We start from the raw sequence: 24,726 nt of genomic DNA, 5'->3' as shown, positions 1-24,726 counted from the left end.
CATCATCGGGTCCGCACAACGATTACTGGGTCACCGGATTCGGTTTGTTCGCGTCGATGCCGTACTTGGCGATCGCCTGCTCCACCACCGACACGTCGATCTTGCCTTCGTCAGCCAGCGATTTGAGCGCAGCCACGGTGACATAATAACGGTTCACTTCGAAGAACTCGCGCAGCTTAGCGCGGCTGTCCGAGCGGCCAAAGCCATCGGTACCGAGCACTTTATAAGTGCGGCCCTTCGGCATGAAGGCGCGGATCTGTTCTGCAAACGCGCGCATGTAGTCGGTCGTGGCGACGATCGGGCCGTCCGTATCCTGCATCAGCGACGTCACGTATGGCACGCGCTGCTCTTTCGACGGGTTGACCATGTTCCAGCGTTCCGCATCCTGGCCATCGCGGGCCACCAGGGTCAGCGACGGCGCCGACCACACGTCCGCAGCCACGCCCCAGTCGTTTTGCAGCAATTCGGCGGCGAAGATCGATTCGCGCAGGATGGTGCCGCAGCCGATCAACTGTACGCGCAGCTTGGCGTCGGCCGGGCCTTCCTGCAGCTTGTACATGCCTTTCAAGATGCCTTCTTCCTGGCCTGGCTTGATGCCTGGCTGGGCGTAGTTCTCGTTCATGATCGTGATGTAGTAGAACACATCTTCCTGGTTGGCGATCATGCGGCGCAGGCCGTCCTGGATGATGACGGCGACTTCATGGCTGAAGGTCGGATCGTACGGCATGCAGGTCGGGATGGTGGCGGCGAAGATATGGCTGTGGCCATCTTCGTGCTGCAAGCCTTCGCCGTTCAGCGTCGTGCGGCCGGCCGTGCCGCCCATCAGGAAGCCGCGGGCGCGCATGTCGGCCGAAGCCCATACCTGGTCGCCGATGCGCTGGAAGCCGAACATCGAGTAGAAGGTGTAGAACGGGATCATGATGCGGTCGTTGGTCGAATACGACGTCGCCGCGGCGATCCACGAGCTCATGCCGCCCGCTTCGTTGATGCCCTCTTGCAGGATCTGGCCAGCCTTGTCTTCGCGGTAGTACATGACCTGGTCCTTGTCGACCGGCTCGTACAACTGGCCTTTCGGGTTGTAGATGCCGATCTGGCGGAACAGGCCTTCCATGCCGAAGGTACGCGACTCGTCGACCAGGATAGGCACGACGCGCTGGCCCAGGTTCGGGTCTTTCAGCAGGGTCGAAATGACGCGCACGAACGCTTGCGTGGTCGAGATTTCACGGCCTTCAGGAGTCGCTTCCAGCACGTTCTTGAACGCGTCCAGGCCAGGCACGGGCAGGGTTTCTTCCGACTTCTGGCGGCGCTGCGGCAGGTAGCCGCCCAGGGCCTTGCGGCGCTCGTGCAGGTAGACCATTTCCGGCGCATCGTCGGCAGGCTTGAAGAACGGGATGTCGGCCAGCTTGTCGTCAGGAATAGGCAGCGAGAAGCGGTCGCGCATTTCGCGGATGGCCTCGTCGTCCAGTTTTTTCGTCTGGTGCGCCGTGTTGCGCGCTTCGCCGGACTTGCCCATGCCGTAGCCCTTGATGGTTTTCACCAGCAGGACGGTCGGCTGGCCCTTGTGTTCCTGGGCGATCTTGAAGGCTGCGTAAATCTTGTGCGGATCGTGGCCGCCACGGGTCAGGCGCCAGATGTCGTCGTCCGTCATGTTGGCAACCATTTCCAGCAGCTTCGGATGCTTGCCGAAGAAGTGCTTGCGCACGTAGGCGCCGTCTTTGGCCTTGTAGTTCTGGTATTCGCCGTCGACGGTTTCCATCATCACGCGCTGCAGGATGCCTTCCTTGTCCTGTGCCAGCAGGGCGTCCCAGCCCGGGCCCCAGATGACCTTGACGACGTTCCAGCCGGCGCCGCGGAATTCGCCTTCCAGTTCCTGGATGATCTTGGTGTTACCGCGCACAGGGCCGTCCAGGCGCTGCAGGTTGCAGTTGACCACGATGACCAGGTTGTCGAGCATGTCGCGTGCGGCCAGGCCGATCGCGCCCAAGGACTCCGGCTCGTCCATCTCGCCATCGCCGCAGAAGGCCCAGATCTTGCGGTTGTCGGTTTTCGCGATGCCGCGTGCGTGCAGGTACTTCAGGAAACGCGCCTGGTAGATCGCCATGTGCGGGCCCAGGCCCATCGACACGGTCGGGAACTGCCAGAAGTCAGGCATCAGCTTCGGATGCGGGTACGAAGACAGGCCCTTGCCGTCGACTTCCTTGCGGAAGTTCAGCATTTGCTCTTCCGTCAAGCGGCCTTCGAGGAAGGCGCGCGCGTAGACGCCGGGCGAGGAGTGGCCCTGGATGTACAGCAGGTCGCCGCCGTGGTCGGCCGTCGGCGCGTGCCAGAAGTGGTTGAAACCGATGCCCAGCATGTTCGCCAGCGAAGCGAACGAGGACAAGTGGCCGCCCAGGTCGCCGTCGGCGCGGTTGGCCTTGACGACCATGGCCATGGCGTTCCAGCGCATCCACGAGCGCAGGCGCTCTTCGTATTCCAGGTTGCCGGGACAGTGTGCTTCTTGCTTGGTGGGGATGGTATTGACGTAGGCGGTGGTGCTGGAGAACGGGATCTGCGCGCCGCGGCGGCGGGCCAGGTCAACCATGCGCTCCATCAGGTAATGCGCGCGTTCCGGACCTTCATTTTCCAGCACGGCTTCGAGCGCGTCCAGCCACTCCTTGGTTTCCTGCATATCCGGGTCGGTGCCGATCTGTGTCGTTACCTGGTTCAGTTGAGCTGACATCTGTTGAGTCTCCTTTGTGAACGCCCCACCCCGATTTTCCGGATCGCTGTCGGACGGTATTTCGCTGATTATTTACTATTAAGTCGGTTTAGTGTGGGGATTCTAACAGCGTATTTACTATTTTTCAAATTACGATATAGCATTTCGTATTGTGAAATTACCCTATGAAATTTATGCTGCACTGCCGCAAATTCTGCCCGGAAATTAGGGTGATCAGAGTAGCAAATAGCGCCGAAACCGGAAAACTTGCATGCCCTGGCCGGCCCTGCTCTACGAGCACATCAGCAAACCGAATTAAAACCCCAGTCGCCAGCACAGGCATACCGGGCCAAGCGGGCCTGAAAAATGTCGAGGGCAAGGCGCGGCGACGCAGACAGTACGCCAGTACGGCAAGGAGCTGCAACGCCGCCATCGGCATTTTCTCAGGCTCGCGTCTCTGGCCCGCTTTTATGCCGGGCCAGGCGGGCCTGAAAAATGTCTAGGGCAAGGCGCGGCGACACAGACAGTACGCCAGTACGGCAAGGAGCTGCAACGCCGCCATCGGCATTTTCTCAGGCCCGCGTCTCCGGCCCGCTTTTTAACGTCACGGCATTGGCGCCAAAACCGCCCCTTTGCGCCGCCCGGCTTTATAATCTGACTTTTCCCTCCTACCAGCTCTCAGCCTCCCTACCATGCCAGCACAACTGATCGACGGAATCGCCCTCTCCCAAAAACTGCGCAGCGAGATCGCCACGCGCGCCGCCGCCCTCACGGCCAAGGGCACCCAGCCCGGCCTGGCCGTGATACTCGTCGGCGAAGACCCGGCCAGCCAGGTGTATGTCCGCAACAAGGTCAAGGCGTGCGGCGACGTGGGTTTCCACTCGGTGCTGGAAAAATATGAAGCGGACCTGTCCGAAGCGGACTTGCTGGCACGCATCGCCAGCCTGAATGCCGACCCGGCCATCCACGGCATCCTCGTGCAAATGCCCTTGCCCAAGCACATCAACCCGCACAAGGTCATCGAAGCGATCGCCACGACGAAAGACGTGGACGGCTATTCCGTCCTGAGCGCCGGCGAACTGATGACGGGCTTGCCCGGCTTCCGCCCGTGCACGCCGTACGGCTGCATGAAACTGATCGAAAGCACGGGCGTGGACTTGCGCGGCAAGCACGCCGTCGTCATCGGCCGCAGCAACACCGTCGGCAAGCCGATGGCCCTGCTGCTCTTGCAAGCGAACGCTACCGTCACCATCTGCCATAGCGCGACCCCGGACCTGGGCCTGTACACACGCCAGGCAGACGTGGTCGTGGCCGCCGTCGGCCGCCGCAACACCCTGACGGCCGACATGGTCAAGCCGGGCGCCATCGTCATCGACGTGGGCATGAACCGCGACGACGACGGCAAGCTGTGCGGCGACGTGGATTTTGCCGGCATCAAGGAAGTGGCGTCGCACATCACCCCGGTACCGGGTGGCGTGGGTCCGATGACGATCACCATGTTGCTGATGAACACGGTCGAAGCCGCCGAGCGCATTTAAGAGGAGCACCTGAGACAATGCTCATGGCGGCGTTGCCTGGCCTTGAACATTTTTCAGGCGCTTCATATATGAAGACAGAATGGACGAACCGACGATGAACACCAACCCCCTGCTTGATTTTTCCGGCCTGCCACGCTTCGACGCAATCACGCACGAGCATGTCACGCCTGCCATCGATACCCTGCTGGCCCAGGCGCGCGCCACGGTGGCGCAGCTGGAAGCGCCCATGGAAGTAGTCAGCTGGGAAAACTTCGTCGCGCCCCAGGATCAGATCGCCGAAACCCTGGGCCGCGCCTGGAGCATCGTCAACCACTTGAACAGCGTAGTCGACACGCCCGAGCTGCGCGCCGCCTACAATGCGAACCAGCCCAAGGTGACGGAATTCTGGACCGAACTGGGCCAGAACGAAATTCTCTTCGGCAAATACAAGCAATTGCAGGCCCGCGCCGATTTCGCCAGCCTGTCGCCCGCGCGCCGGCGCATCGTCGACAATGCCGTGCGCGACTTCCGCCTCGGTGGCGCCGAGTTGCCTGAGGACAAGAAAGAGCGCTTCGGCGCCATCCAGGAAGAACACGCGGCCGTTTCGACGCGCTTTTCCGAAAACGTGCTCGACGCCACCAATGACTACAAGTTGCTGGTCGAGAACGAAGCTGAACTGGCCGGCTTGCCCGACGACGTGAAGGCTGCCGCGCGCGCCGCCGCCGACAAGGCGGGCAAGCAAGGCTACGAATTCTCGCTGCACTTTCCGTCGTATTACCCGATCCTGCAATTTGCCGACAACCGCGCGCTGCGCGAAACCATCTACCGCGCCAATGCCACCAAGGCATCGGACCAGGGCGACGTCTTCAGCAAGAAAGAGGACTGGGACAATACGCACAACATCGTCACCCTGTTGCAATTGCGCGAAGAAGAGGCACAACTGCTCGGCTACGCCAATTTCGCCGAAGTGTCGCTGGTCTCCAAGATGGCCACTTCGCCCGCGCAAGTCATCGCTTTCCTGGAAGACCTGGCCAAACGCGCGCGCCCGTTCGCCGAGAAAGACTTATCAGAACTAAAACAATTCGCGAAGGAAGAACTGGGGATTGCCGAACTGCAAGCATGGGACGTGCCGTACGCTTCCGAAAAGCTGCAGGAACGCCGCTACGCGTTCTCGGCCCAGGAAGTCAAACAGTATTTCCCTGAACACAAGGTGATCGACGGCCTGTTCCGCCAGATCCAGAACCTGTTCGCCGTTGACATCAAGCTCGATACGGCGCCCGTCTGGCACAAGGATGTGCGTTTTTACCGCATCGAGCGCGACGGCAAGCTGGTCGGCCAGTTCTACCTGGACCTGTATGCGCGCGCGGGCAAGAGCGGCGGCGCCTGGATGGACGACGCGCGCGGCCGCCGCGCCGACGCGCAACACGTGCAAACGCCGATCGCTTATCTCACCTGCAACTTCACGGAACCGGCCGTGGTCGACGGCAAGGTACAGCCGGCCCTGTTCACGCACGATGAAGTGATCACCCTGTTCCACGAATTCGGCCACGGCCTGCACCACATGCTGACGGTGGTCGACGAGCTGGGCGTGTCGGGCATTGCCGGCGTCGAATGGGATGCCGTGGAACTGCCGTCGCAATTCATGGAAAATTTCTGCTGGGAATGGGAAGTGCTCGAGCACATGACAGCGCATGCCGTCACGGGCGCGCCGCTGCCGCGCGCGCTGTACGACAAGATGCTGGCGGCCAAGAATTTCCAGTCCGGCCTGCAAACCCTGCGCCAGGTGGAATTCTCCTTGCTCGACATGCATTTGCACTATGACTACGATGCCAGCACGGGCCAGAGCGTGCAGCAGCTGATCGACGGCGTGCGCGCCAAGTTTTCGCTGCTGATTCCGCCGCCGTTCAACCGCTTCCAGAATTCCTTTGGGCACATCTTCGCCGGCGGCTACGCGGCTGGCTACTACAGCTACAAGTGGGCCGAGGTGCTGTCCGCCGACGCGTATGCGGCGTTCGAGGAAGCCAAGGTGCTGGGCCCAGCCGCCACCACGGCGGCAGGCAAGCGTTACCTGCAGGAAATTCTGTCCGTCGGCGGCTCGCGCCCCGCGCTGGAATCGTTCACGGCCTTCCGCGGCCGCGAACCATCGATCGACGCCCTGCTGCGCCACAGCGGCATGGCCGCTTGATCGCCATGAGCCGCGTCGATTTTCACAGCAATGTGCCGGACAAGCTGGCCTACGCCTGCCGCCTGGCGCGCAAGGCGTATATGGCCGGCAACAAGGTCGTCGTCCTGGCGCAAGATGGCGCCCAGCTCGACGCCTTGAACAGCGCCATGTGGACCATTTCCGCCACGGATTTCCTGCCCCACGTGCTGGCCGGCGATCCGCTGGCGGCGCAGACGCCCATCATCCTGACCGATGACGTAGCGGCGGACTTGCCGCACCACGACATCCTCGTCAACCTGTCGCAGTTGCCGCCCGCTAATTACGCGCAATTCCAGCGCGTCTTCGAGATCGTCTCCATGGATGAGCAAGATGCGCAGGCGGGCCGCCAGCGCTTCCTGCATTACCGCCAGCAAAACGTGCAGCCGACCCACTTCGTGGCAGGGAAGACATGAGCCAGCAGCCATTCGACCAGGGCATCCCCCTGCTGACGGAAGTGCTGCTGGGGCCGGAAGTGCCGGACCCTGCCGTGCCAGCTGCGCCTGCCGTCGAGGAAGCGCCGGTGTTGCCACCGAGCATAGTGCAACCCGACTGGGACGCCATCGAACAGCGCCTGACGCAGCGCATCCTGCATCAAGTCCAGGGCAAGATCGACCACCTGCTGGAAGAGCGCATTGCCCACGTCCTGCAGACGGCCCTGCAAAACGCCCTGATCGGCATGCGCGGCGCCCTGCGCGAAGACTTGCAGCAATCGCTGGAACAGATCGTCGCCCATGCCGTCAGCCACGAGCTGGGACACCTGCACCCTCCCGCGCACTAAGACACCTGCAAAAACCTACTGCGCGTCGGTATAGGCGGCCTGCGATGCTCACCGTACCCTGGTACGGTTGCGCTTCTCAGCCACCTCTCCCTTCCGCTCGCTACGGTTTTATCAGGTGCTGTCAGGTTACTAGGCATATTTGGCCTGATTTCTCTACACCTGTATCTCCCCCAACGCCATTCTTTGGTGCGCTCGCGCCTGCGAAATCGGTGCATCGCGCCTCACTTTGGTGATTGTTGCGACAAAATGCAAAAAGCCCCAAAAGCGGCTTTGCGCCGCCTGTTTTTTGTTGTACCTTCTTCAAATGCACCGCCCCTCGAAGCGGTTTTCACGAGACGCCGCCGTATCTTTATCCATTGGAGAATGTTTATGCTGCTCAAGACCAAAGTCCTTCCTCTCGCCGTCGCCCTCGCCTTTGCCGGCCATGCGGGCGCGCAGGAAATCATCAAGATAGGCCACGTCGCCCCGGTCTCTGGCGCCAGCTCCCACCTGGGCAAGGATAATGAGAACGCGGCCAAGATGGCCATCGAGGACTTGAACGCCAAAGGCTTCAAGATCGACGGCAAAGCCGTGAAATTCGTGCTGGTGCCCGAAGATGACGCGGCCGATCCCAAGCAGGGCACGGCCGTGGCGCAAAAGCTGGTCGACGCCAAGGTCAACGGCGTCGTCGGCCACCTGAACTCGGGCACGACGATTCCCGCCTCGCGCATTTACTTCAATGCCGGCATTCCGCAGATTTCGCCTGCCGCCACCAACCCCACGTATACCCAGCAAAAATTCAACACGGCCTTCCGCGTGGTGGCCAATGACAACAAGCTGGGCGGCACCCTGGGCGCGTATGCCGTGGGCAAGCTGCAGGCGAAGAAAATCGCCGTCATCGATGACCGCACGGCCTACGGCCAGGGCGTGGCGGAACAGTTCGTCAAAGGCGCCAAGAAGGCGGCGCCAGGCGTGCAAATCGTCGGCAAGGAATTTACCAATGCCAACGCGACCGATTTCAATGCCATTTTGACCAGCATCAAGTCGAAAAATCCCGACCTGATCTTCTTTGGCGGCATGGATTCCGTGGGCGGCCCCATGCTGCGCCAGATGAAGGCGCTGGGCATCAAGGCCAAGTTCATGGGCGGTGACGGCCTGTGCACGGAACCGCTGGGCAAGCTGGCGGGCGACGCCGTGGGCGAAGACATGGTCACCTGCGCGGAAGCGGGCGGCGTGACGGGCGCGCAGCAAAAAGGCATGGACGATTTCCGCGCCCGCTACAAGCAAAAGTACAACATGGAAGTGCAGCTGTACGCGCCGTACGTCTACGATGCCGTGATGACCATGGCCACCGCCATGGCCGACGCCAAGTCGTCGAAACCGTCCGTCTACCTGCCATTCCTGGCCAAGGTGCACTACCAGGGCGTGACGGGGCCGATCTCGTTCGATGCCAACGGCGACATCAAGGATGGCGCGCTGACCTTGTTCACCTATCGAGATGGCAAGAAGACCAAGATGGAAGTGGTCAAATAATAGAACCTACTGCGCGGCGCGATTTGCGGCCTGCGATGCTCACTGTGCATTCGCACAGCTCCGCTTCTCAGCCACAACTCACATCCGCTCGCTAAGGTTCTTGCTGTCCGGCCACATAAGCCAGTAACCCTTCGGCCAGCGCGTCGAAGGTGGCGCGGCAGCGCAGGCTGCCGCGCAAGTCTTCATGCATGGTGACCCACGTTTCCATGGGCAGCGCAAACGCCTGCGGCAACACGCGCCGCAGGGCCGGATCGCGCGCCGCCAACCCCGCCTGGCACACGCCGATGCCCGCGCCCGCGCGGATCAGGGCCAGTTGCGCCAGGTCGCTGTCGCTGCGCCAGGCAAAGTTGTCCCGCGAAAATCCCTGGAAGGCGGCGCCAGCGTTGCGCACGAAAGGGCTCGCTTCGTCGTAGCCGATGACGGCATGGCGCGCCAGGTCGGCCAGTGCCAGCGGCATGCCGTGCCGCGCCAGGTAATCCGCGTGCGCGTGCAGGCCCAGTTCGATATCTCCCACCTTGCGCGCCACCAGCTGCTCCTGGCGCGGACGCAGCATGCGCACGGCGATATCCGCTTCCCGGCGCAGCAAATCCTGCACCTTGTTGCTCAATACCAATTCAATGACCAAGCCCGGATGGCGCGCGCGCAGGCGGGCCAGGATAGTCGGCAGCACTTCCACGCCCACCACTTCGCTGGCCGCGATGCGCACGACGCCGGCCACGCCCTGCCCGTGGCTGCTGGCGGCGCGCTCCATCAGGGCGGCCGTGTGTTCCATGGTTTCCGCATGGGGCCGCAACGCCAGCGCCACTTCCGTGGGCAGCAAGCCCAGCTGCGAACGCGTGAACAGGGTCGCGCCCAGCGCCTGTTCCAGCGCGGCGATATGCCGGCCGACTGTGGGTTGCGTGATGCCCAGCGCGCGGGCCGCGCCGGACAGGGAGCCATGCTTCAGCACGGCCAGCAGCGAACGATAGTATTCCCAGGCAATCGAATTGATCATACATAAATGTATAGCCTGTGGTCGATGCTCGTCAATTCCCAATTAACCTTGCGCGGCAGATACTGGCTCCATCAACCACACGGAGGTCACGATGGAAAACACGAAAAACACGGCATTGGTACTGGGCGCCACGGGCGGCATCGGCGGCGAGATGGTGCGCCAGCTCCTGGCGGCGGGCTGGCAGGTGCGCGCCCTGACGCGGGGAGAAACGCCGTCGCCACGCGGCGATCACGTCGAATGGCTGCGCGGCGATGCGCTGTCGCGCGCGGACGCGCTGGCAGCCGCGAAAGGCTGCGCCGTCATCGTGCACGCCGTCAACCCGCCCGGCTACCGCCACTGGGGCCGGCTGGTGCTGCCCATGCTCGACAACACCATCGCCGCGGCGATTGCCGAAAACGCCACCATCGTGCTGCCTGGCACCGTGTACAACTTCGGCCCCGACGCCTTTCCTGTCTTGACAGAAGACGCGCAGCAGCGCCCGCTCACGCGCAAGGGCGCCATCCGCGTGGCACTGGAAGCGCGCCTGGAACGGGCCGCCACGCAGGGTGCCAGGGTCCTGATCGTGCGCGCGGGCGACTTCTTCGGTCCCCGCGCCGGCAATAACTGGTTTTCGCAAGGCCTCGTCAAGCCTGGCCAGAGCGTGCGCAGCATCCTGTATCCGGGCGCGCCCGGCGTGGGCCACCAGTGGTCCTACCTGCCCGACGTGGCGCGCACGATGGTGCAGTTGCTGGCCATGCGCGCCGCCTTGCCCGCCTTTGCGCGCTTTCACATGGCCGGCCACTGGGACCACGACGGCCTGCAAATGACGGGCGCGATTGCCCGCGCGGTGGAGCAGGCGACGGGCGCCAAGCCCGCCATCCGGCGCTTTCCATGGTGGCTGGTGGCGCTGGCGTCGCCGTTCGTGGCGACCCTGCGCGAAATGCGCGAGATGCGCTATCTGTGGCAAACGCCCCTGTCCATGGACAATGCGCAACTGCTGGCCGTGCTGGGGCAGGAAGCGCATACGCCGCTCGACGAGGCGGTGCGGGCGACACTGGAAGGCATGGGCAATCTGAAGGCGGCAGGCAAAAAAAATGCGCCGGGATTGCCGGCGCGCTGACTGCAGGTACTGCGGCACAGATTATTTCTGTGCCAGTACCCATTTGACCAGGGTGTGGGCTTCAGCATCGCTCACTTGCGGGTTCGCTGGCATCGGGATCGCGCCCCAGGTGCCGGAACCGCCCTTCATGACTTTCGCCACGAGCTTGGCTTCCGCGTCTTTCTGGCCAGCGTACTTGGCTGCCACGTCCTTGAACGCAGGGCCCACCAGTTTCGTGCTCACCGCGTGGCAAGCCATGCAGTTTTTTGCTTTCGCCAGGTCCGGATTGGCCAACGCTGCTTGCGATGCCAGAGCCGATACGGTCAATACACTCACCAACATAAAACGTTTCATTGTCTTTTCTCCAAAGTTACTTCCTGCGGCATTTTACTGTGTTTCCGCAGATGCACCACGAGCCCAGATCAAGCGTTTCAATGTAGTAACGCAATGTAGACGAGAGGCAGTCATATTCTGCCCCATCTGCGCGCCCATGACCATGTTGTTTGTAAGGCGATGTAACGACAGCCGGCCCCGCGCAGCAGATCGGGGCCGGCTGTCTTACCTGCGCAACAAATCAGCGCTTCTTCAGCTGCGACAGGTCGCGCACGGCGCCCCGGTCGGCCGACGTCGTCAGCGCCGCATACGCCTGCAGCGCCTGCGACACGTAGCGGTCACGGTTGACGGGCAGCCATGCCGCATCGCCCTTCGCTTCCATGGCGGCACGGCGCACGGCCAGTTCGGCATCCGTCACGCGCAGGTTGATCGTGCGCTCGGGGATGTCGATGTCGATGAAGTCGCCCTCTTCCACCAGGCCGATGGCGCCGCCTTCGGCCGCTTCCGGCGAGGCGTGGCCGATCACCAGGCCCGAGGAACCGCCCGAGAAGCGCCCGTCCGTGAACAGCGCGCACGCCTTGCCCAGGCCCTTGGACTTGATGTACGACGTCGGGTACAGCATTTCCTGCATGCCGGGGCCGCCTTTCGGGCCTTCGTAGCGGATGATGACGACGTCGCCCTCATGCACGGTGTCTTCCAGGATGGCAGCGACGGCCGCGTCCTGGCTTTCGAACACGCGCGCCTTGCCCGAGAATTTCAAAATGCTTTCATCGACGCCCGCCGTCTTGACGATGCAGCCCTTTTCGGCCAGGTTGCCGTACAAGACGGCCAGGCCGCCATCCTGCGAGTAGGCGTGCGCCTTGTCGCGGATGCAGCCCGTGCTGCGGTCCGTATCGACGGCAGCGAAGCGCTCCGACTGCGAGAACGCCGTCTGCGTGGGCACGCCGCCCGGCGCGGCGCGGAACAGTTCATGCACGGCCGGATTGTCCGTGCACATGATGTCGTTCTGCGCGATGGCGTCGGCCAGGGTCGGCGCGTGGATGGTCGGCAGGGTCGTGTTGAGCAGGCCGGCGCGCGCCAGTTCGCCCAGGATGCCCACGATGCCGCCCGCGCGGTGCACGTCTTCGATATGGTATTTGTCCGTCATCGGCGCCACCTTGCACAGGCACGGCACCTTGCGCGAGATGCGGTCGATATCGGCCATCGTGAATGCCACTTCCGCCTCGTGCGCGGCGGCCAGCAGGTGCAGCACGGTATTCGTCGAGCCGCCCATGGAGACGTCGAGCGCCATGGCGTTTTCAAACGCGGCCTTGGTGGCGATCGAGCGTGGCAGCACGCTGTAATCGTCCTGCTCGTAGTGGCGCTTGGCCAGTTCGACGATCAGGCGGCCCGCGCGCAGGAACAGCTGCTGGCGGTCCGAGTGCGTGGCCAGGATGGTGCCGTTGCCGGGCAGGGCCAGGCCCAGCGCCTCGGTCAGGCAATTCATCGAGTTGGCCGTGAACATGCCGGAGCAGGAACCGCAGGTCGGACAGGCCGAGCGTTCGATTTCCGCCACGTCGGCGTCGGACACCGTGCTGTCGCCCGCCTTGATCATGGCGTCGACCAGGTCCAGCTTGATGATCTTCTGCGTGCCGTTGACGACCTTGACGACCTTGCCCGCTTCCATCGGCCCGCCCGAGATGAAGACGACGGGGATATTGATGCGCATGGCGGCCATCAGCATGCCCGGCGTGATCTTGTCGCAGTTCGAGATGCAGACCATGGCGTCGGCGCAGTGGGCGTTGACCATGTATTCGACGGAGTCGGCGATCAGGTCGCGCGAAGGCAGCGAATACAGCATGCCGCCGTGGCCCATGGCGATGCCGTCATCGACGGCGATGGTGTTGAATTCCTTGGCCACGCCGCCGGCCGCTTCGATCTCGCGCGCCACCATCTGCCCCAGGTCCTTCAGGTGCACGTGGCCGGGCACGAATTGCGTGAACGAGTTGACGACGGCGATGATCGGCTTGTCGAAGTCGCCATCCTTCATGCCGGTGGCGCGCCACAGGGCGCGGGCGCCAGCCATGTTGCGGCCGTGGGTGGTGGTGCGGGAGCGGTATTGCGGCATGATGGGGACCTTCCAAGAAATGAATGATGCCTGACTGCGGCGGGGAGCCCTGGGCAAAACCCTGCGTGCAGTGGGGGTACGTCAGATTGCCTTGCGCGCGTCCCACTGTCAAATATATGATGCACGTGTCTGTGAGTCGTTTTATGTATCACAGCATCCGATCAGCATGGAAATGCATATGAATCTTGAATTACGACAACTTCGCTATTTCGTCACGGTAGCCGAGGAATTGCACTTCGGCCGCGCCGCCGCGCGCCTGCACATGACGCAGCCGCCCCTGTCGCAAACCATCATGGCCCTGGAAGACTTGCTGGGCGCGCCCCTGTTCGTGCGCACCCGGCGCGAGGTGCAGCTGACGCCGGCCGGCAACGCCCTGCTGCCCGAGGCGCGCCGGCTGCTGGCGCAGGCGCAAGACTTGCCCGCGCTGGTGCGGCGGGCCGCGCAGGGCGAGGCGGGCCGCCTGAGCCTGGCTTTTGTTTCCTCGGCCGACTACAGCGTGCTGCCGCCATTGCTGCGCGCCTACCGGACGGCCTATCCGCAAGTGCAGATCGCGCTGCAGGAAGCCACGTCCGACCTGCAGCTGGACGAACTGCTGGCCGGGCGCACGGATGCGGGCTTGCTGATCCCGCCCCTGCCCGAGAAGGCGAAGGGGGAACTCGATTACCTGCCCGTGCTGGCCGAACCGCTGGTGCTGGCCGCGCCGTCCGGCCTCGACATCTTGAACACGCCGGGCCCCGTGCGCCTGCGCGACGTGCCGCCCCTGCCCTTGATCATTTTCCCGCGCGCGATCTCGCCCGCCCTGCACGACGCCATCCTCGGCGTGTTCCGCGCGGCCGGCATCACGCCGCAGATCGGCCAGGAAGCGATCCAGATGCAAACCATCGTCAGCCTCGTCTCGGCTGGCATGGGCATCGCGCTTGTGCCACAATCGGTATCGAATCTGATGCGCCCGGGCGTAGAATACAGGCCGCTGCAGGACGCCACGCCGCTGGTGGAAACGGGCCTGGCCTGGCGCCGCGACAACCCGTCCGCCGTGCTGCAAGGCTTTCTGGCGCTGCTGCGCAAGCAGATCGGCGGTACTGCCCCTTAAATTAAGTGGCCGCTAAGGCAAAAAACCGCAAGCGCCCCCATACTACGCAACCTTAGCTTTAAACAAAGAAAGAAACCCCATGCTGATACACCCGATGCCCGACCCGATAGCCATCCAGATCGGCCCGCTCGCCGTGCACTGGTACGGCCTGATGTATGTGCTGGCCTTCGCCCTGTTCATTATCCTGGGCCGCGTGCGCATCAAGCAGCCGCATATCGCCGTGCTGGGCTGGAAGAAGGAAGACCTCGACGACATGCTGTTCTACGGCATGCTGGGCGTGGTGATCGGCGGTCGCCTGGGCGAAGTGCTGTTCTACCGCCCCGAATACTTCCTGCACAATCCGCTCGAGATCTTCATGGTGTGGCATGGCGGCATGTCCTTCCACGGCGGCTTCCTCGGCGTCATCCTGGCCATGTACCTGTGGAGCCGCAAGGCGGGCCGCAACCTGTTCGACGTGCTCGACTTCATCGCGCCGCTGGTGCCGCTCGGCTACGCGGCCGGCCGCCTGGGCAACTTCATCAATGCCGAACTGCCGGGCCGCATCGCCCCGGACACCCTGCCATGGGCCATGCAATGGCCGGGCATCCCGTATCCCGTGCACCCGTCGCCGATCTACCAGATGCTGGTCGACGGCATCCTGGTGTTCATCATCCTGTGGCTGTATGCGCGCAAGCAGCGTCCGCGCATGGCCGTGGGCGCCATGTTCACCCTGCTGTACGGCTGCGCGCGCTTCTTCACGGAATACTTCCGCACGCCGGACTGGGAAGTCGTGTGGCTGGGCGTGCCGATCACCTCGGGCCAGATGCTGTCCTTGCCGATGATCGTCGGCGCCATCGCGCTGCTCGTGTGGGCGTATAAAAGCCAGGTGATGGGCACGCCGCCCACCAAGGCCCGCCCCGCAAACACGTAAAACCGCTGTTCCCCCGATGGCGCGCCAGGCAGGCGCGCCATCCCCCTCCCCCGGCAACCTTTCCCTCAAAGCAGCACAATTTCCTTGCGGAATGAATCTTCGCTTGCGATAGCGCAATGATCGCTTTACCCTGCAGCAAGAGCAGGGCATGCAATCATGCTGTGTTGGCAATTCGAGCGGGGAGTCCCATCCATGCAGTATGCGAGGAAGACCACGACATTCTGGCTGGCGCTGGCGGGCGGCTACGTGCTGGCGCAGCTGGCCTTGACGGCCTGGGCCGGGACGCGCGGCCCCGCCGTGAGCTACCTGTTCGGCGTGACGGCGCCACTGCTGGCGCTGGCCGCCTGCTGCCGCAACGCCAGCCTGAGCGCCCCCGGCGTCGTGCGCACGGGCTGGGGCCTGTTTGCGGCCGCCATGCTTTTCTGGAGCGTGGGCATGGCCCTTTCCGCCTGGCAAGACCTGAGCGGCCATGTGGCTTCCGACACGACGTATTTCTCCGATTTTGCCTATTTCATGTATGGCGCGCCCTTGCTGCTGGCCATTTCCTCGGTCAGCGACCGCCACCCTTCGCGCACCCTGCAATGGCTGGACGCCGTGCAAGTGCTGCTGGCGGCCTACCTGACCTACACGGCCATCTTTTCCGTCTCGCCCTTCGACCAGCGCTCGATCGCGCCGATACCCGCCAGCCTGCTGGTGACGACGTACAACGTGGAAAACCTCGTCCTGGCCTGTTGCGCCTCGCTGCGCCTGCTGGCGCACCGCCGCGATGGCGCACAAGGGCGTTTCTACCTGCTGCTCAGCGTGTTCCTGTGGTGCTACGCCGCCTGCGCGGGCGCCTATAATTACCTGACCCTGCACGCGCTGGCCGAATCCGGCCCCAGCGAGATACTGCCCAGCATGCCTTTCCTGCTGCTGGCGGTGCTGGCCATGCGCGTGCAGCCGGGCGAGGAAGAGGCGCGGCCGCCGCGGCCGTTAACCTTGCTGATTGACAACTTCAGTCCCATCTTCTTCACGGCAGCCCTGCTGGGACTGGGATTCGTCGTGCTGCGGGAGCATTTCTACCTGGCGGCCAGCGCCCTGTTTGTCGCGCTGACGGTCCACGCGCTGCGCTCGGCCACCCTGCAAAGCCGCTACATGCAAAGCGAACTGGCCTTGCGCGCGGCGCATGACAAGCTGGAAAAGCTGTCGCTGACGGATGGCTTGACGGGCATCGCCAACCGGCGCTGCTTCGACCAGACCTTGCAGCTGGAGTGGCAACGGGCCGCGCGCAACCAGCAGGCGCTGGCGCTGCTGATCATCGATATCGATTTCTTCAAAAGCCTCAACGATACCTTCGGCCACCCGTATGGCGACGCCTGCCTGGTGCAAATCGCGGCGGCCCTGCATTCCGCACTGCCGCGCGCCAGCGACCTGGCGGCCCGCTTCGGCGGCGAGGAGTTTGCCGCCATCCTGCCCGCCACCGATGGCGCGGGCGCCCTGGCGGTGGCGCACAAGATGCAGGAAGCGATCGCCGCGGCCGCCATCGCCCACGCGCCGTCGCGCGGCGGCCTGGTCACGGCCAGCATCGGCCTGGCCTTGAGTGACGCAGGACAAACGCCGGAAGCATTGCTGGCCGCCGCCGATCAGGCCCTGTACCGGGCCAAGCAAAATGGCCGCAACCGGGTCGAAGTCTAGGCTTTCAGCTTGCCGGTAATGACTTTCCATTGCGCCGGCGTCACGGGCGTGATCGACAGCCGGCTGCCCTTCTTCAGCAGCAGCATGTCTTCCAGCTCCGGCATCTGGCGCATCTCGGACAGGGGCAGCAGCGCCGTCTTCTTCAGGCCGCGCACGTCGACGCTGATCCAGCGCGGCTGTTCAGGCGTCGCCTTGGCATCGAAATATTTGCCGCCCGCTTCAAACTGGCTGTGATCGGGATACGCGCCGCTGGCCACTTCGGCCACGCCCGCCACGCCCGGCTGCGGACAGCTGGAATGGTAGAACAGCACGCCATCGCCCGGCTGCATGCCATCGCGCATGAAGTTGCGCGCCTGGTAGTTGCGCACGCCAAACCACGGCATGGTGTGCTGCGGCGCCGCCATCAGGTCGTCGATGCTCACTTCATCGGGTTCGGATTTCATCAGCCAATATTGTTTCATGTTCACTCCCTATCAAAAGCAACAGGCGTAAAAAAACGGTTGCGCATCGATGCTGCAACCGTTTTCTTGGTACTGCAAATTGGGCCCCGCCTGTGCCGCTATGCCGGCATCCCGAACCAAACGGTTCAAGGTGGTCACGTTAGTTCAATTTCGGGTTCGTCGAACGAGCGACGCTCACTCCCATCAAACAAAATTCGCAACCGATGCGCATAAATGGTTCAAGGAATATATGGCAATCGCGAACACCGCAGGGTAGACCCAAGTTTACTCCTTTGATCGCGCATCGCAAAGACAAATCGTCGCGTACGCGCTTAAAAAAGGTTTTCCTGGGGCGTCAGAGCACTATCCAATACCGTGTGCATGGCCGAGATTTTCTGCTTCACTTCCAGTATCGTCAATTCCGACAGCGGGCCTTGCGGCGACTTCACGGACAGGAATTCCGCAGCCACGCCCAGGGCGGCCAGCACGGCGATGCGGTCGTTGCCCTTGACCTTGCCCGCGTCGCGGATGGCTTTCATTTTGCTATCGAGATAGATCGCCGCTTCGCGCAGCGCGCGCTCTTCGCCGTCGCGGCACACCATGCTGTAGGACTGGCCCATGATATTGACATCGACACGCGGCATTACGCTTCCTTCTCGTTCTCGGCAATATAGGCGCCCGCTTCCGAAGCGGCTTGCTCCAGGCCAGCTTGCACCAGTTCGGGAATTTTTTCCAGCAACGCTTCCACCCGCTCCTGCGCCTCGCGCATGCGTTGCACGTACAGGGCGTTGTCGGCGGCCAGCGCGGCATTGTCCTTGCGCAATTGCGCGTTTTCACGGCGCAGCGCATGGGTCATTTCGGCCAGCAGGCCTATTTTGTCGGATAATTCGTTGAATTCGGAAATCATCCCGCCACTATAGGGCGGACGCTCCATGGGCGTCAATCGAATCACGCCGCTGTCACACATATTTACATCAATGCAGGGCAGTTGGCGGACAATACACGCTTTTTCCGGCGCTTTTCGCCAAGTGCGCGCATCCGCCAGCGCCGCGATGGCGGCGTTTTACTCGTCGACGTAATCGGGTTCGATATCGAGTCCGCCATAGCGGTTTTCGCAAGAGCGGCGGGTCAGCGTCTGTTGTCCACCCTTTCCGTCAAGCACCATCGTCAAGTCGCGGCATGTACTGCGGTAGCTGCCAGGTTTGGCGTCCGTCCCCGAGGGCGTCAGGCGCACTGCCAGCGGCACCGCATTGCCCAGGCCCTTGTTGCTCCACTGGCGCGTCTTGCCATCCTCTTCATCCTTCAAGGTGCGCACGGCAGCTGTCAGCAAGGCTTTCTGTTCCTTCGCATTCAGCTTGGCGATGGTCACGTCGGACAGGAATGGCGGATACACGACGGGCGCCGGGTCCTTGCCCTGCACATCCCAGTTGCCGCTGTTTTGCGAACAGGTGCGGCGGCTCAGGTCCTGCGACTTGCCGCCCGCCGTGACGACGAATTTCAGGTCGCGGCAGACGTGCGCCTTCAGGCTGTGCTCCGTCATGCCGGAATTGCTGAAGTTATACGTGACTTTCACCAGCACGCCGCGGTTGCCGCCGTTGTCCCACACATGGGCTTCCTGGTCGTCGTCATCCTTGTTCAAGTCGTTGAACAAGTCATTGAGCAGCATGTTCTTTTCCAGCGGGGTCAGGGCCGCCACGGTGATTTCATCGACGATGGTGGGCGTTTGCGCGGCGGCATTGCCCAGGCAGGCGAGGCCGATGACGGTGACGCCCAGCAGGCGCAGGGCGGGACGGGAAAGCGGGAATGGCATGGTGTTCTTTCTGGCGCGAGCGGTGATATGTGGTGATATTGATATGCAATTGCAATCATCTTATCAAATTTCATAGTCAAACTCTGTTTCCTGTGCGTACAGGAACACCCCCTCTCCGAACGACATGCTAGAGTCCCGCCTGTTGCTGACGCCCGGGAACGAGGCTTGTGCTGGCGCAAACCCTGTGTAGATGCAGGCTCTGCTCAGCATCTATCTATATGTTCCCCTTGAATAAGCCCTTGAAGTTGACCCTTAGCGTCCCTATAATTAGCACTCGTTAGTAGAGAGTGCTAACAAACTCTTTCGTAGCAATCCTCAGGACATGATGGTGCATGCCGGACAACAGCAGGGAACGCTACGCGGCGGGCGACGCCGCGATGCCACCACTGCCCAGCACCGGCACGCACTCGATGACATGGGGTTTGCTTGACCGTTGCGGGCTGCTTTCAACGGCGGTCACTGAAAGCAGGCCTGGCGCTGCGCCAGGCATGTATTCATTTAGCAACACTTATCCATTGAACTTTAAGGAGTTTTGTATGAATCTGCGCCCATTGAACGATCGCGTCATCGTCAAACGCCTCGACCAGGAAACCAAAACTGCGTCCGGCCTCATCATTCCTGATGCAGCTGCTGAAAAACCGGATCAAGGCGAAGTCCTTGCCGTAGGCAATGGCAAGATTCTCGACGACGGCAAAGTCCGTCCTCTGGATGTCAAAGTGGGCGACCGCGTCCTGTTCGGCAAGTACGCCGGCCAAACCGTCAAAGTTGACGGCGATGAGCTGCTGGTCATGCGCGAAGAAGACATCATGGCGATCGTCGTCAAGTAATTGTTTCCACGTTGTAGACAGATACATCCCGAAACTCAGGAGAATTGAACATGGCAGCTAAAGAAGTAGTATTCGGCGACGCAGCGCGCGCCAAGATGGTCGAAGGCGTCAACATCCTCGCCAACGCAGTCAAAGTAACGCTGGGCCCGAAAGGCCGCAACGTGGTCCTGGAGCGCTCGTTCGGCGCCCCTACCGTCACCAAGGATGGTGTATCGGTAGCGAAAGAAGTTGAACTCAAAGACAAGCTCATGAACATGGGCGCGCAAATGGTCAAGGAAGTTGCTTCCCGCACCAGCGACAACGCCGGCGACGGCACCACCACCGCGACCGTGCTGGCACAAGCCATCGTGCGCGAAGGCATGAAGTTCGTTGCCGCCGGCATGAACCCGATGGACCTGAAGCGCGGTATCGACAAGGCTGTTGCAGCCACCGTCGAAGAACTGGCGAAAATCGCCCGTCCTTGCACCACGACCAAGGAAATCGCCCAGGTTGGCGCGATCTCGGCGAACTCGGACTACTCGATCGGCGAGCGTATCGCTGAAGCGATGGAAAAAGTCGGCAAAGAAGGCGTCATCACCGTAGAAGACGGCAAGTCGCTGAACGACGAGCTGGACATCGTTGAAGGCATGCAGTTCGACCGCGGCTACCTGTCGCCATACTTCATCAACAACCCAGAGAAACAAGTTGCCGTACTGGACAGCCCATTCGTCCTGCTGTGCGACAAGAAAATCTCGAACATCCGTGACCTGCTGCCGGTACTGGAACAAGTCGCAAAAGCTGGCCGTCCACTGCTGATCATCGCGGAAGACATCGAAGGCGAAGCGCTGGCGACCCTGGTTGTGAACAACATCCGCGGCATCCTGAAAACTTGCGCAGTGAAAGCCCCTGGCTTCGGCGACCGCCGCAAAGCCATGCTGGAAGACATCGCTGTCCTGACCGGCGGCCAAGTGATCGCTGAAGAAGTCGGCCTGACCCTGGAAAAAGTGACCCTGGCCGAACTGGGCCAAGCGAAACGCATCGAAGTGGGCAAGGAAAACACCATCGTTATCGATGGCGCCGGCGAAGCTGCCTCGATCGAAGCACGCGTAAAACAAGTACGCGTACAGATCGAAGAAGCGACCTCGGACTACGACCGTGAAAAACTGCAAGAGCGCGTAGCCAAACTGGCTGGCGGCGTTGCCGTGATCAAGGTTGGCGCAGCCACCGAAGTCGAGATGAAAGAGAAAAAAGCCCGCGTTGAAGATGCACTGCACGCAACCCGCGCTGCCGTGGAAGAAGGCATCGTGCCAGGCGGCGGCGTAGCCCTGCTGCGCGCACGCGCCAACATCACGGTCAAGGGCGACAATCCTGATCAAGACGCTGGTATCAAGATCGTCCTGCGCGCAATGGAAGAGCCACTGCGCATGATCGTGCAAAACGCTGGCGAAGAAGCTTCGGTCGTCGTGGCAGCCGTACTGGCTGGCTCGGGCAACTACGGCTACAACGCTGCCAATGGCACGTATGGCGACATGGTTGAAATGGGCGTCCTGGACCCAGCCAAAGTGACCCGTTCGGCGCTGCAAAACGCCGCTTCGATCGCTTCGCTGATGCTGACGACCGACTGCATGGTCTGCGAAATCGCTGACGACAAGGCAGGCGGCGGCATGGGCGGCGGCATGGGTGGTATGGGCGGCATGGGCGGCATGGACGGCATGATGTAATGTCCGGCGGCCAGTCGCGCAGGCGACGGCGCGACTGGCCGCATACGCAGGGACAGGGCTGGCAGACCAAAAGCTGCCAGCGCCTCCCGGCGGCCCCGAAAGCCACCTTCTACGGAAGGTGGCTTTTTTTCGCCTGGCGATCTGGCAAACCCGTTTCGCAAACCCGTTTGGCAAGCCCGGCGATTGCCGGCCTGGGCGTTTTGCTTTAGCATGGCCGCCATCGTCCCTCTTTCCCATGCTCACCATCATGCCGCCACGCGCCTCCTCTTCCAAAACCACCATCATCGCCGGCATCCTGGCCGGCTTGCTGGCCGCCGGGCTCGGCGCGTTCTACCTGCACCAGCAATCCGCGCCGCAGGCAGGCAATGCCCCCGCCGCGAGCAGCCAGACGGCGGCGCCGGAGCAGAACGCGCGCGCCATCGATGCCTTGATGGCTTTGCCGGAAATCAAGGCCTGGTCGGCGCATATCGAAAAGGCGTCGGGCGGCCGCGCCCATGGTGCCGTGATGGAAACGTCGCCCGAGATGCGCCTCGTCGATGGCGTCGCCTGTTATCAGCTGAGCTTTTTCGAAAATACGCCCGATGCGGCGCACCGGTGGGAGAGTTTCGTCGTTTCGCCCGACGGCAAGCGCATCCTCGTCGACGACATCGTCAGCGCTGAGCTGATCAGCCTGGAACAATGGCGCAAGGACAATGCGCCCATGCAGCGCGTCGCCACGCAGTAAGGCCCCTGCGCCGGCTGCGGGCGCGATGGCCAGGGACGCTTGCCTTGCAGCGCAAGCTTTACTTTCTGGCATCGAAGCCCGATACTCGCCCACATGCCAGCCATCACTGTCCGTCCCCTCGCGCCAGACGACGTTGCAGCCTACCGCGCGCTGCGCCTGGCCGGCATCGCCGAACTGCCCGCCGCCTTCTGCACCACGCATGCGGCGGAAAGCGGCTTGCCGCTGGCACAGATAGCCCAGCGCTTGCGCGCCACTTCCCACCAAATAATATTTGGCGCTTTCGACGAGGAACAATTGATCGCGCTGGCCGGCCTGCGCCGCGAACCGATTGCCGTCGTGCATGACAAGGCCAGCCTGTGGGGCGTGTACGTGGCGCCGCAGGCGCGCGGGCGCGGCGCGGGACGGCAACTGGTGCAGGCCGCCATCACCCATGCCTGCGCCATTCCCGAACTGGGCCGCGTGCGCCTGGCCGTGGCGCAGGACAACCACGCGGCATTGACCCTGTACCTCGGTTGCGGTTTTACCCTGGAAGACTGTCCCGCATCGGATGGCATGCTGCAAATGCAGCTGTGGCTGCCCCGCCCGGCGCGCGCAAGTGCCGAAAGTAATGTCTTTATGAAAATCAATACCTTACAAATCTCTGCGAAATAGCGGACAGGCCGTTTTTTCTGTTGCAAGCAAACGCGGCAGGCCTTAGCATCGCGGCTTACAAAAAAAACTTGGGGGAGAGCCAATGTCATCGGCCGAGACACAAACCGCCACGGGCAAAATGCCGCGGCAAATACCGTACATCATCGCCAACGAAGGCTGCGAACGCTTCAGCTTCTATGGCATGCGCAACATCCTGACGCCATTCCTCATCAGCACCTTGCTGCTGATGATCCCGATCGACCAGCGCACGGGCGAAGCCAAGCACGTCTTCCACACCTTCGTCATCGGCGTGTACTTCTTCCCGCTGCTGGGCGGCTGGCTGGCCGACCGCTTCTTTGGCAAGTACAACACCATCTTCTGGCTCAGCCTCGTGTATTGCGCCGGCCATGCCTGCCTGGCCCTGTTTGAAAACAGCGTCAACGGCTTCTATTTCGGCCTGTTCCTGATCGCCTTCGGTTCCGGGGGCATCAAGCCGCTGGTGGCATCGTTTGTCGGCGACCAGTTCGACCAGACCAACAAGCACAAGGCCAAGCTGGTATTCGACCTGTTCTACTGGATCATCAACTTCGGCTCCTTCTTCGCTTCGCTGCTGATGCCGATGTTCCTGCGCGACTTCGGCCCGTCGATCGCCTTCGGCATCCCCGGCCTGATGATGCTGGCCGCCACCATCGTCTTCTGGATGGGCGCCAAGAAATACGTGCACGTGCCGCCGGCGCCGCCGAATCCCGATTCGTTCACCCGCGTGGCCCGCACGGCCCTGCTGGCCCGTGTCGACGGCGGTTCGCGTCCCGGCCTGTATGTGGCCTACGTCGGCGTGATCGGCGCCCTGTATGCGTTCTACAGCATTCCCGAATGGGGCTTCGTGATTGCCGCGTGTACCGCGCTGGTATTGCTGCTGGCCTTCGGCAGCATCGGCACGGCCATGCAGCTGGAACGCGCACGCGGCATCCACCCTGACGAAGCCGTCGAAGGCGTGCGCGCCGTGTTGCGCATCCTCGTCATCTTCGCCCTCGTCACGCCGTTCTTCTCGCTGTTCGACCAGAAGGCCTCGACGTGGATCGTGCAGGCGAACACCATGGAAAAACCAAGCTGGTTCCTGCCGGCGCAGATGCAGGCGCTGAACCCGATGCTGGTGATGCTCTTGATCCCGTTCAACAACCTGGTGCTGTACCCGATGCTGAACCGCTTCGGCCTGGAAGCGACGGCCCTGCGCCGCATGACGGCCGGTATCGGCTTTTCCTCGCTGGCGTGGATCGTCATCGGTCTGCTGCAGCTGGCCCTCGACAGCGGCAACGCCGTCTCCATCATGTGGCAGATCCTCCCGTATGCCTTGCTGACGTTCGGCGAAGTGCTGGTCTCGGCCACGGGCCTGGAGTTTGCGTACAGCCAGGCGCCCGTGTCCATGAAGGGCGCCATCATGAGCTTCTGGAACCTGTCGACCACGGTGGGCAACCTGTGGGTGCTGATCGTCAACCGCAGCGTCATGAACGAAGGCGTGATCGGCAAGATCGCCGAGAGCGGCATCAGCGTGACGGCCTTCCAGATGTTCTTCTTCGCCGCCTTCGCCGCCGTGGCCATGCTGGCCTTCGGCCTGTATGCGAAGCGCTACAAGATGGTGGATAACTACCGCCAGGCGGTCATCCCGGCGAAAGCGTGATGCCGGTTTGATGTAACGCAAAA

The 24,726-nt window shown here is 62.5% G+C and carries 22 protein-coding genes and 1 other RNA gene; 14 read left to right on the top strand and 9 right to left on the bottom strand.

The window, feature by feature from the left end:
- Positions 1 to 22: 22 nt before the first annotated feature.
- Positions 23 to 2,719 carry a pyruvate dehydrogenase (acetyl-transferring), homodimeric type gene (gene aceE / locus CLU94_RS18970; protein WP_034747396.1) on the bottom strand — a complete coding sequence of 899 codons (2,697 nt, stop codon included), beginning with the start codon at positions 2,717 to 2,719 and terminating at the stop codon, positions 23 to 25.
- Positions 2,720 to 3,390: 671 nt separating this feature from the next.
- Here aceE and folD point away from each other — a divergent pair.
- From folD to CLU94_RS18945, 5 genes are all read left to right on the top strand, one after another.
- Positions 3,391 to 4,236 carry a bifunctional methylenetetrahydrofolate dehydrogenase/methenyltetrahydrofolate cyclohydrolase FolD gene (gene folD / locus CLU94_RS18965; protein WP_099666771.1) on the top strand — a complete coding sequence of 282 codons (846 nt, stop codon included), beginning with the start codon at positions 3,391 to 3,393 and terminating at the stop codon, positions 4,234 to 4,236.
- Positions 4,237 to 4,330: 94 nt separating this feature from the next.
- Positions 4,331 to 6,400: a M3 family metallopeptidase gene (locus tag CLU94_RS18960; RefSeq protein WP_099668389.1), complete on the top strand. Its 2,070-nt coding sequence runs from the start codon at positions 4,331 to 4,333 to the stop codon at positions 6,398 to 6,400.
- Between the two features lie 5 nt (positions 6,401 to 6,405).
- On the top strand, positions 6,406 to 6,831 hold the full coding sequence (locus CLU94_RS18955; protein ID WP_099668388.1) for a DNA polymerase III subunit chi: 426 nt from the start codon (positions 6,406 to 6,408) through the stop codon (positions 6,829 to 6,831).
- The gene (locus CLU94_RS18950; protein WP_099666770.1) at positions 6,828 to 7,196 is read left to right on the top strand and encodes a hypothetical protein; all 369 of its coding nucleotides are present in this window, start codon (positions 6,828 to 6,830) and stop codon (positions 7,194 to 7,196) included. The genes CLU94_RS18955 and CLU94_RS18950 overlap by 4 nt, the downstream gene beginning before the upstream one ends.
- A 369-nt stretch (positions 7,197 to 7,565) precedes the next feature.
- Entirely contained in the window at positions 7,566 to 8,708 is a 1,143-nt protein-coding gene (locus CLU94_RS18945) for a branched-chain amino acid ABC transporter substrate-binding protein (RefSeq protein ID WP_070257968.1), read from the top strand.
- A 91-nt stretch (positions 8,709 to 8,799) separates the two neighbouring features.
- On the opposite strand, the gene CLU94_RS18940 is transcribed toward CLU94_RS18945, so the two are convergent.
- A complete protein-coding gene (locus CLU94_RS18940) occupies positions 8,800 to 9,702 on the bottom strand; it encodes a LysR family transcriptional regulator (protein ID WP_099666769.1) in 903 nt (300 codons plus the stop codon).
- Between the two features lie 91 nt (positions 9,703 to 9,793).
- Here CLU94_RS18940 and CLU94_RS18935 point away from each other — a divergent pair, with 91 nt between their 5' ends.
- Entirely contained in the window at positions 9,794 to 10,801 is a 1,008-nt protein-coding gene (locus CLU94_RS18935) for an NAD-dependent epimerase/dehydratase family protein (RefSeq protein WP_099666768.1), read from the top strand.
- A gap of 21 nt (positions 10,802 to 10,822) precedes the next feature.
- Here the strand turns inward: CLU94_RS18935 and CLU94_RS18930 are convergent, their stop codons facing one another.
- Together CLU94_RS18930 and ilvD are read right to left on the bottom strand one after the other, a co-directional pair.
- On the bottom strand, positions 10,823 to 11,134 hold the full coding sequence (locus CLU94_RS18930) for a c-type cytochrome (protein ID WP_099666767.1): 312 nt from the start codon (positions 11,132 to 11,134) through the stop codon (positions 10,823 to 10,825).
- A 220-nt stretch (positions 11,135 to 11,354) separates the two neighbouring features.
- On the bottom strand, positions 11,355 to 13,220 hold the full coding sequence (ilvD, locus tag CLU94_RS18925; RefSeq protein WP_099666766.1) for a dihydroxy-acid dehydratase: 1,866 nt from the start codon (positions 13,218 to 13,220) through the stop codon (positions 11,355 to 11,357).
- Between the two features lie 178 nt (positions 13,221 to 13,398).
- On the opposite strand from ilvD, the gene CLU94_RS18920 reads away from it, so the two are divergent.
- The 3 genes from CLU94_RS18920 (at position 13,399) to CLU94_RS18910 (ending at position 16,894) form a co-directional block, all read left to right on the top strand.
- Positions 13,399 to 14,310, top strand: a complete 912-nt coding sequence (locus tag CLU94_RS18920) for a LysR family transcriptional regulator (protein WP_099666765.1) — start codon at positions 13,399 to 13,401, stop codon at positions 14,308 to 14,310.
- Positions 14,311 to 14,389: 79 nt separating this feature from the next.
- Positions 14,390 to 15,220: a prolipoprotein diacylglyceryl transferase gene (lgt, locus tag CLU94_RS18915; protein WP_077408057.1), complete on the top strand. Its 831-nt coding sequence runs from the start codon at positions 14,390 to 14,392 to the stop codon at positions 15,218 to 15,220.
- 192 nt (positions 15,221 to 15,412) lie between these two features.
- Positions 15,413 to 16,894: a GGDEF domain-containing protein gene (locus CLU94_RS18910; protein WP_180278704.1), complete on the top strand. Its 1,482-nt coding sequence runs from the start codon at positions 15,413 to 15,415 to the stop codon at positions 16,892 to 16,894.
- Here CLU94_RS18910 and CLU94_RS18905 read toward each other — a convergent pair.
- The 5 genes from CLU94_RS18905 to CLU94_RS18885 all read right to left on the bottom strand — a co-directional run bounded on the left by CLU94_RS18905 (position 16,891) and on the right by CLU94_RS18885 (position 19,144).
- Complete coding sequence (locus tag CLU94_RS18905) at positions 16,891 to 17,355, bottom strand: EVE domain-containing protein (RefSeq protein WP_099666763.1); 465 nt, start codon at positions 17,353 to 17,355, stop codon at positions 16,891 to 16,893. The genes CLU94_RS18910 and CLU94_RS18905 overlap by 4 nt on opposite strands.
- Before the next feature lie 79 nt (positions 17,356 to 17,434).
- A non-coding RNA gene (gene ssrS / locus CLU94_RS18900) (6S RNA) lies at positions 17,435 to 17,612 on the bottom strand.
- Positions 17,613 to 17,666: 54 nt separating this feature from the next.
- The gene (locus CLU94_RS18895) at positions 17,667 to 17,978 is read right to left on the bottom strand and encodes a cell division protein ZapA (RefSeq protein ID WP_034747344.1); all 312 of its coding nucleotides are present in this window, start codon (positions 17,976 to 17,978) and stop codon (positions 17,667 to 17,669) included.
- Positions 17,978 to 18,268 (bottom strand): DUF904 domain-containing protein, encoded by a 291-nt coding sequence (locus tag CLU94_RS18890; RefSeq protein ID WP_306558416.1) that lies wholly within the window; start codon positions 18,266 to 18,268, stop codon positions 17,978 to 17,980. The genes CLU94_RS18895 and CLU94_RS18890 overlap by 1 nt, the downstream gene beginning before the upstream one ends.
- Positions 18,269 to 18,397: 129 nt before the next feature.
- Entirely contained in the window at positions 18,398 to 19,144 is a 747-nt protein-coding gene (locus CLU94_RS18885) for a hypothetical protein (RefSeq protein WP_099666762.1), read from the bottom strand.
- Positions 19,145 to 19,680: 536 nt separating this feature from the next.
- Between CLU94_RS18885 and groES the strand changes: the two genes are divergently transcribed.
- The 5 genes from groES to CLU94_RS18860 all read left to right on the top strand — a co-directional run bounded on the left by groES (position 19,681) and on the right by CLU94_RS18860 (position 24,703).
- Positions 19,681 to 19,971 (top strand): co-chaperone GroES, encoded by a 291-nt coding sequence (gene groES / locus CLU94_RS18880; RefSeq protein WP_010400979.1) that lies wholly within the window; start codon positions 19,681 to 19,683, stop codon positions 19,969 to 19,971.
- Positions 19,972 to 20,021: 50 nt separating this feature from the next.
- The gene (gene groL, locus CLU94_RS18875) at positions 20,022 to 21,671 is read left to right on the top strand and encodes a chaperonin GroEL (protein ID WP_034786546.1); all 1,650 of its coding nucleotides are present in this window, start codon (positions 20,022 to 20,024) and stop codon (positions 21,669 to 21,671) included.
- A 247-nt stretch (positions 21,672 to 21,918) separates the two neighbouring features.
- Positions 21,919 to 22,395, top strand: coding sequence for a hypothetical protein (locus CLU94_RS18870; protein WP_257218873.1), 477 nt, complete (start codon positions 21,919 to 21,921; stop codon positions 22,393 to 22,395).
- Between the two features lie 93 nt (positions 22,396 to 22,488).
- On the top strand, positions 22,489 to 23,046 hold the full coding sequence (locus CLU94_RS18865) for a GNAT family N-acetyltransferase (protein ID WP_099666761.1): 558 nt from the start codon (positions 22,489 to 22,491) through the stop codon (positions 23,044 to 23,046).
- An 82-nt stretch (positions 23,047 to 23,128) separates the two neighbouring features.
- Complete coding sequence (locus CLU94_RS18860) at positions 23,129 to 24,703, top strand: POT-type proton-dependent oligopeptide transporter (protein WP_077408069.1); 1,575 nt, start codon at positions 23,129 to 23,131, stop codon at positions 24,701 to 24,703.
- Positions 24,704 to 24,726: the final 23 nt, after the last annotated feature.

Origin of the sequence: Janthinobacterium sp. 13 (genome assembly GCF_002749695.1) — a bacterium.
Taxonomy (GTDB): Bacteria; Pseudomonadota; Gammaproteobacteria; order Burkholderiales; family Burkholderiaceae_D; genus Janthinobacterium; species Janthinobacterium kumbetense.
Note: the sequence above shows the minus strand (reverse complement) of the source record. Positions and strands in the feature narration are given on the sequence as shown.

Excerpts from the sequence above, each read along its gene's own strand:
- CLU94_RS18935 (WP_099666768.1), top strand. The coding sequence starts at position 9,794 with ATGGAAAACACGAAAAACACGGCATTGGTACTGGGCGCCACGGGCGGC.
- CLU94_RS18940 (WP_099666769.1), bottom strand. The coding sequence starts at position 9,702 with ATGATCAATTCGATTGCCTGGGAATACTATCGTTCGCTGCTGGCCGTG.
- aceE (WP_034747396.1), bottom strand. The coding sequence starts at position 2,719 with ATGTCAGCTCAACTGAACCAGGTAACGACACAGATCGGCACCGACCCG.
- CLU94_RS18895 (WP_034747344.1), bottom strand. The coding sequence starts at position 17,978 with ATGCCGCGTGTCGATGTCAATATCATGGGCCAGTCCTACAGCATGGTG.
- groL (WP_034786546.1), top strand. The coding sequence starts at position 20,022 with ATGGCAGCTAAAGAAGTAGTATTCGGCGACGCAGCGCGCGCCAAGATG.
- lgt (WP_077408057.1), top strand. The coding sequence starts at position 14,390 with ATGCTGATACACCCGATGCCCGACCCGATAGCCATCCAGATCGGCCCG.
- groES (WP_010400979.1), top strand. The coding sequence starts at position 19,681 with ATGAATCTGCGCCCATTGAACGATCGCGTCATCGTCAAACGCCTCGAC.
- CLU94_RS18920 (WP_099666765.1), top strand. The coding sequence starts at position 13,399 with ATGAATCTTGAATTACGACAACTTCGCTATTTCGTCACGGTAGCCGAG.
- ilvD (WP_099666766.1), bottom strand. The coding sequence starts at position 13,220 with ATGCCGCAATACCGCTCCCGCACCACCACCCACGGCCGCAACATGGCT.
- CLU94_RS18860 (WP_077408069.1), top strand. The coding sequence starts at position 23,129 with ATGTCATCGGCCGAGACACAAACCGCCACGGGCAAAATGCCGCGGCAA.
- CLU94_RS18960 (WP_099668389.1), top strand. The coding sequence starts at position 4,331 with ATGAACACCAACCCCCTGCTTGATTTTTCCGGCCTGCCACGCTTCGAC.
- CLU94_RS18955 (WP_099668388.1), top strand. The coding sequence starts at position 6,406 with ATGAGCCGCGTCGATTTTCACAGCAATGTGCCGGACAAGCTGGCCTAC.
- CLU94_RS18945 (WP_070257968.1), top strand. The coding sequence starts at position 7,566 with ATGCTGCTCAAGACCAAAGTCCTTCCTCTCGCCGTCGCCCTCGCCTTT.
- CLU94_RS18870 (WP_257218873.1), top strand. The coding sequence starts at position 21,919 with ATGCCGCCACGCGCCTCCTCTTCCAAAACCACCATCATCGCCGGCATC.
- CLU94_RS18865 (WP_099666761.1), top strand. The coding sequence starts at position 22,489 with ATGCCAGCCATCACTGTCCGTCCCCTCGCGCCAGACGACGTTGCAGCC.
- CLU94_RS18885 (WP_099666762.1), bottom strand. The coding sequence starts at position 19,144 with ATGCCATTCCCGCTTTCCCGTCCCGCCCTGCGCCTGCTGGGCGTCACC.
- CLU94_RS18950 (WP_099666770.1), top strand. The coding sequence starts at position 6,828 with ATGAGCCAGCAGCCATTCGACCAGGGCATCCCCCTGCTGACGGAAGTG.
- CLU94_RS18930 (WP_099666767.1), bottom strand. The coding sequence starts at position 11,134 with ATGAAACGTTTTATGTTGGTGAGTGTATTGACCGTATCGGCTCTGGCA.
- CLU94_RS18890 (WP_306558416.1), bottom strand. The coding sequence starts at position 18,268 with ATGGAGCGTCCGCCCTATAGTGGCGGGATGATTTCCGAATTCAACGAA.
- folD (WP_099666771.1), top strand. The coding sequence starts at position 3,391 with ATGCCAGCACAACTGATCGACGGAATCGCCCTCTCCCAAAAACTGCGC.
- CLU94_RS18905 (WP_099666763.1), bottom strand. The coding sequence starts at position 17,355 with ATGAAACAATATTGGCTGATGAAATCCGAACCCGATGAAGTGAGCATC.
- CLU94_RS18910 (WP_180278704.1), top strand. The coding sequence starts at position 15,413 with ATGCAGTATGCGAGGAAGACCACGACATTCTGGCTGGCGCTGGCGGGC.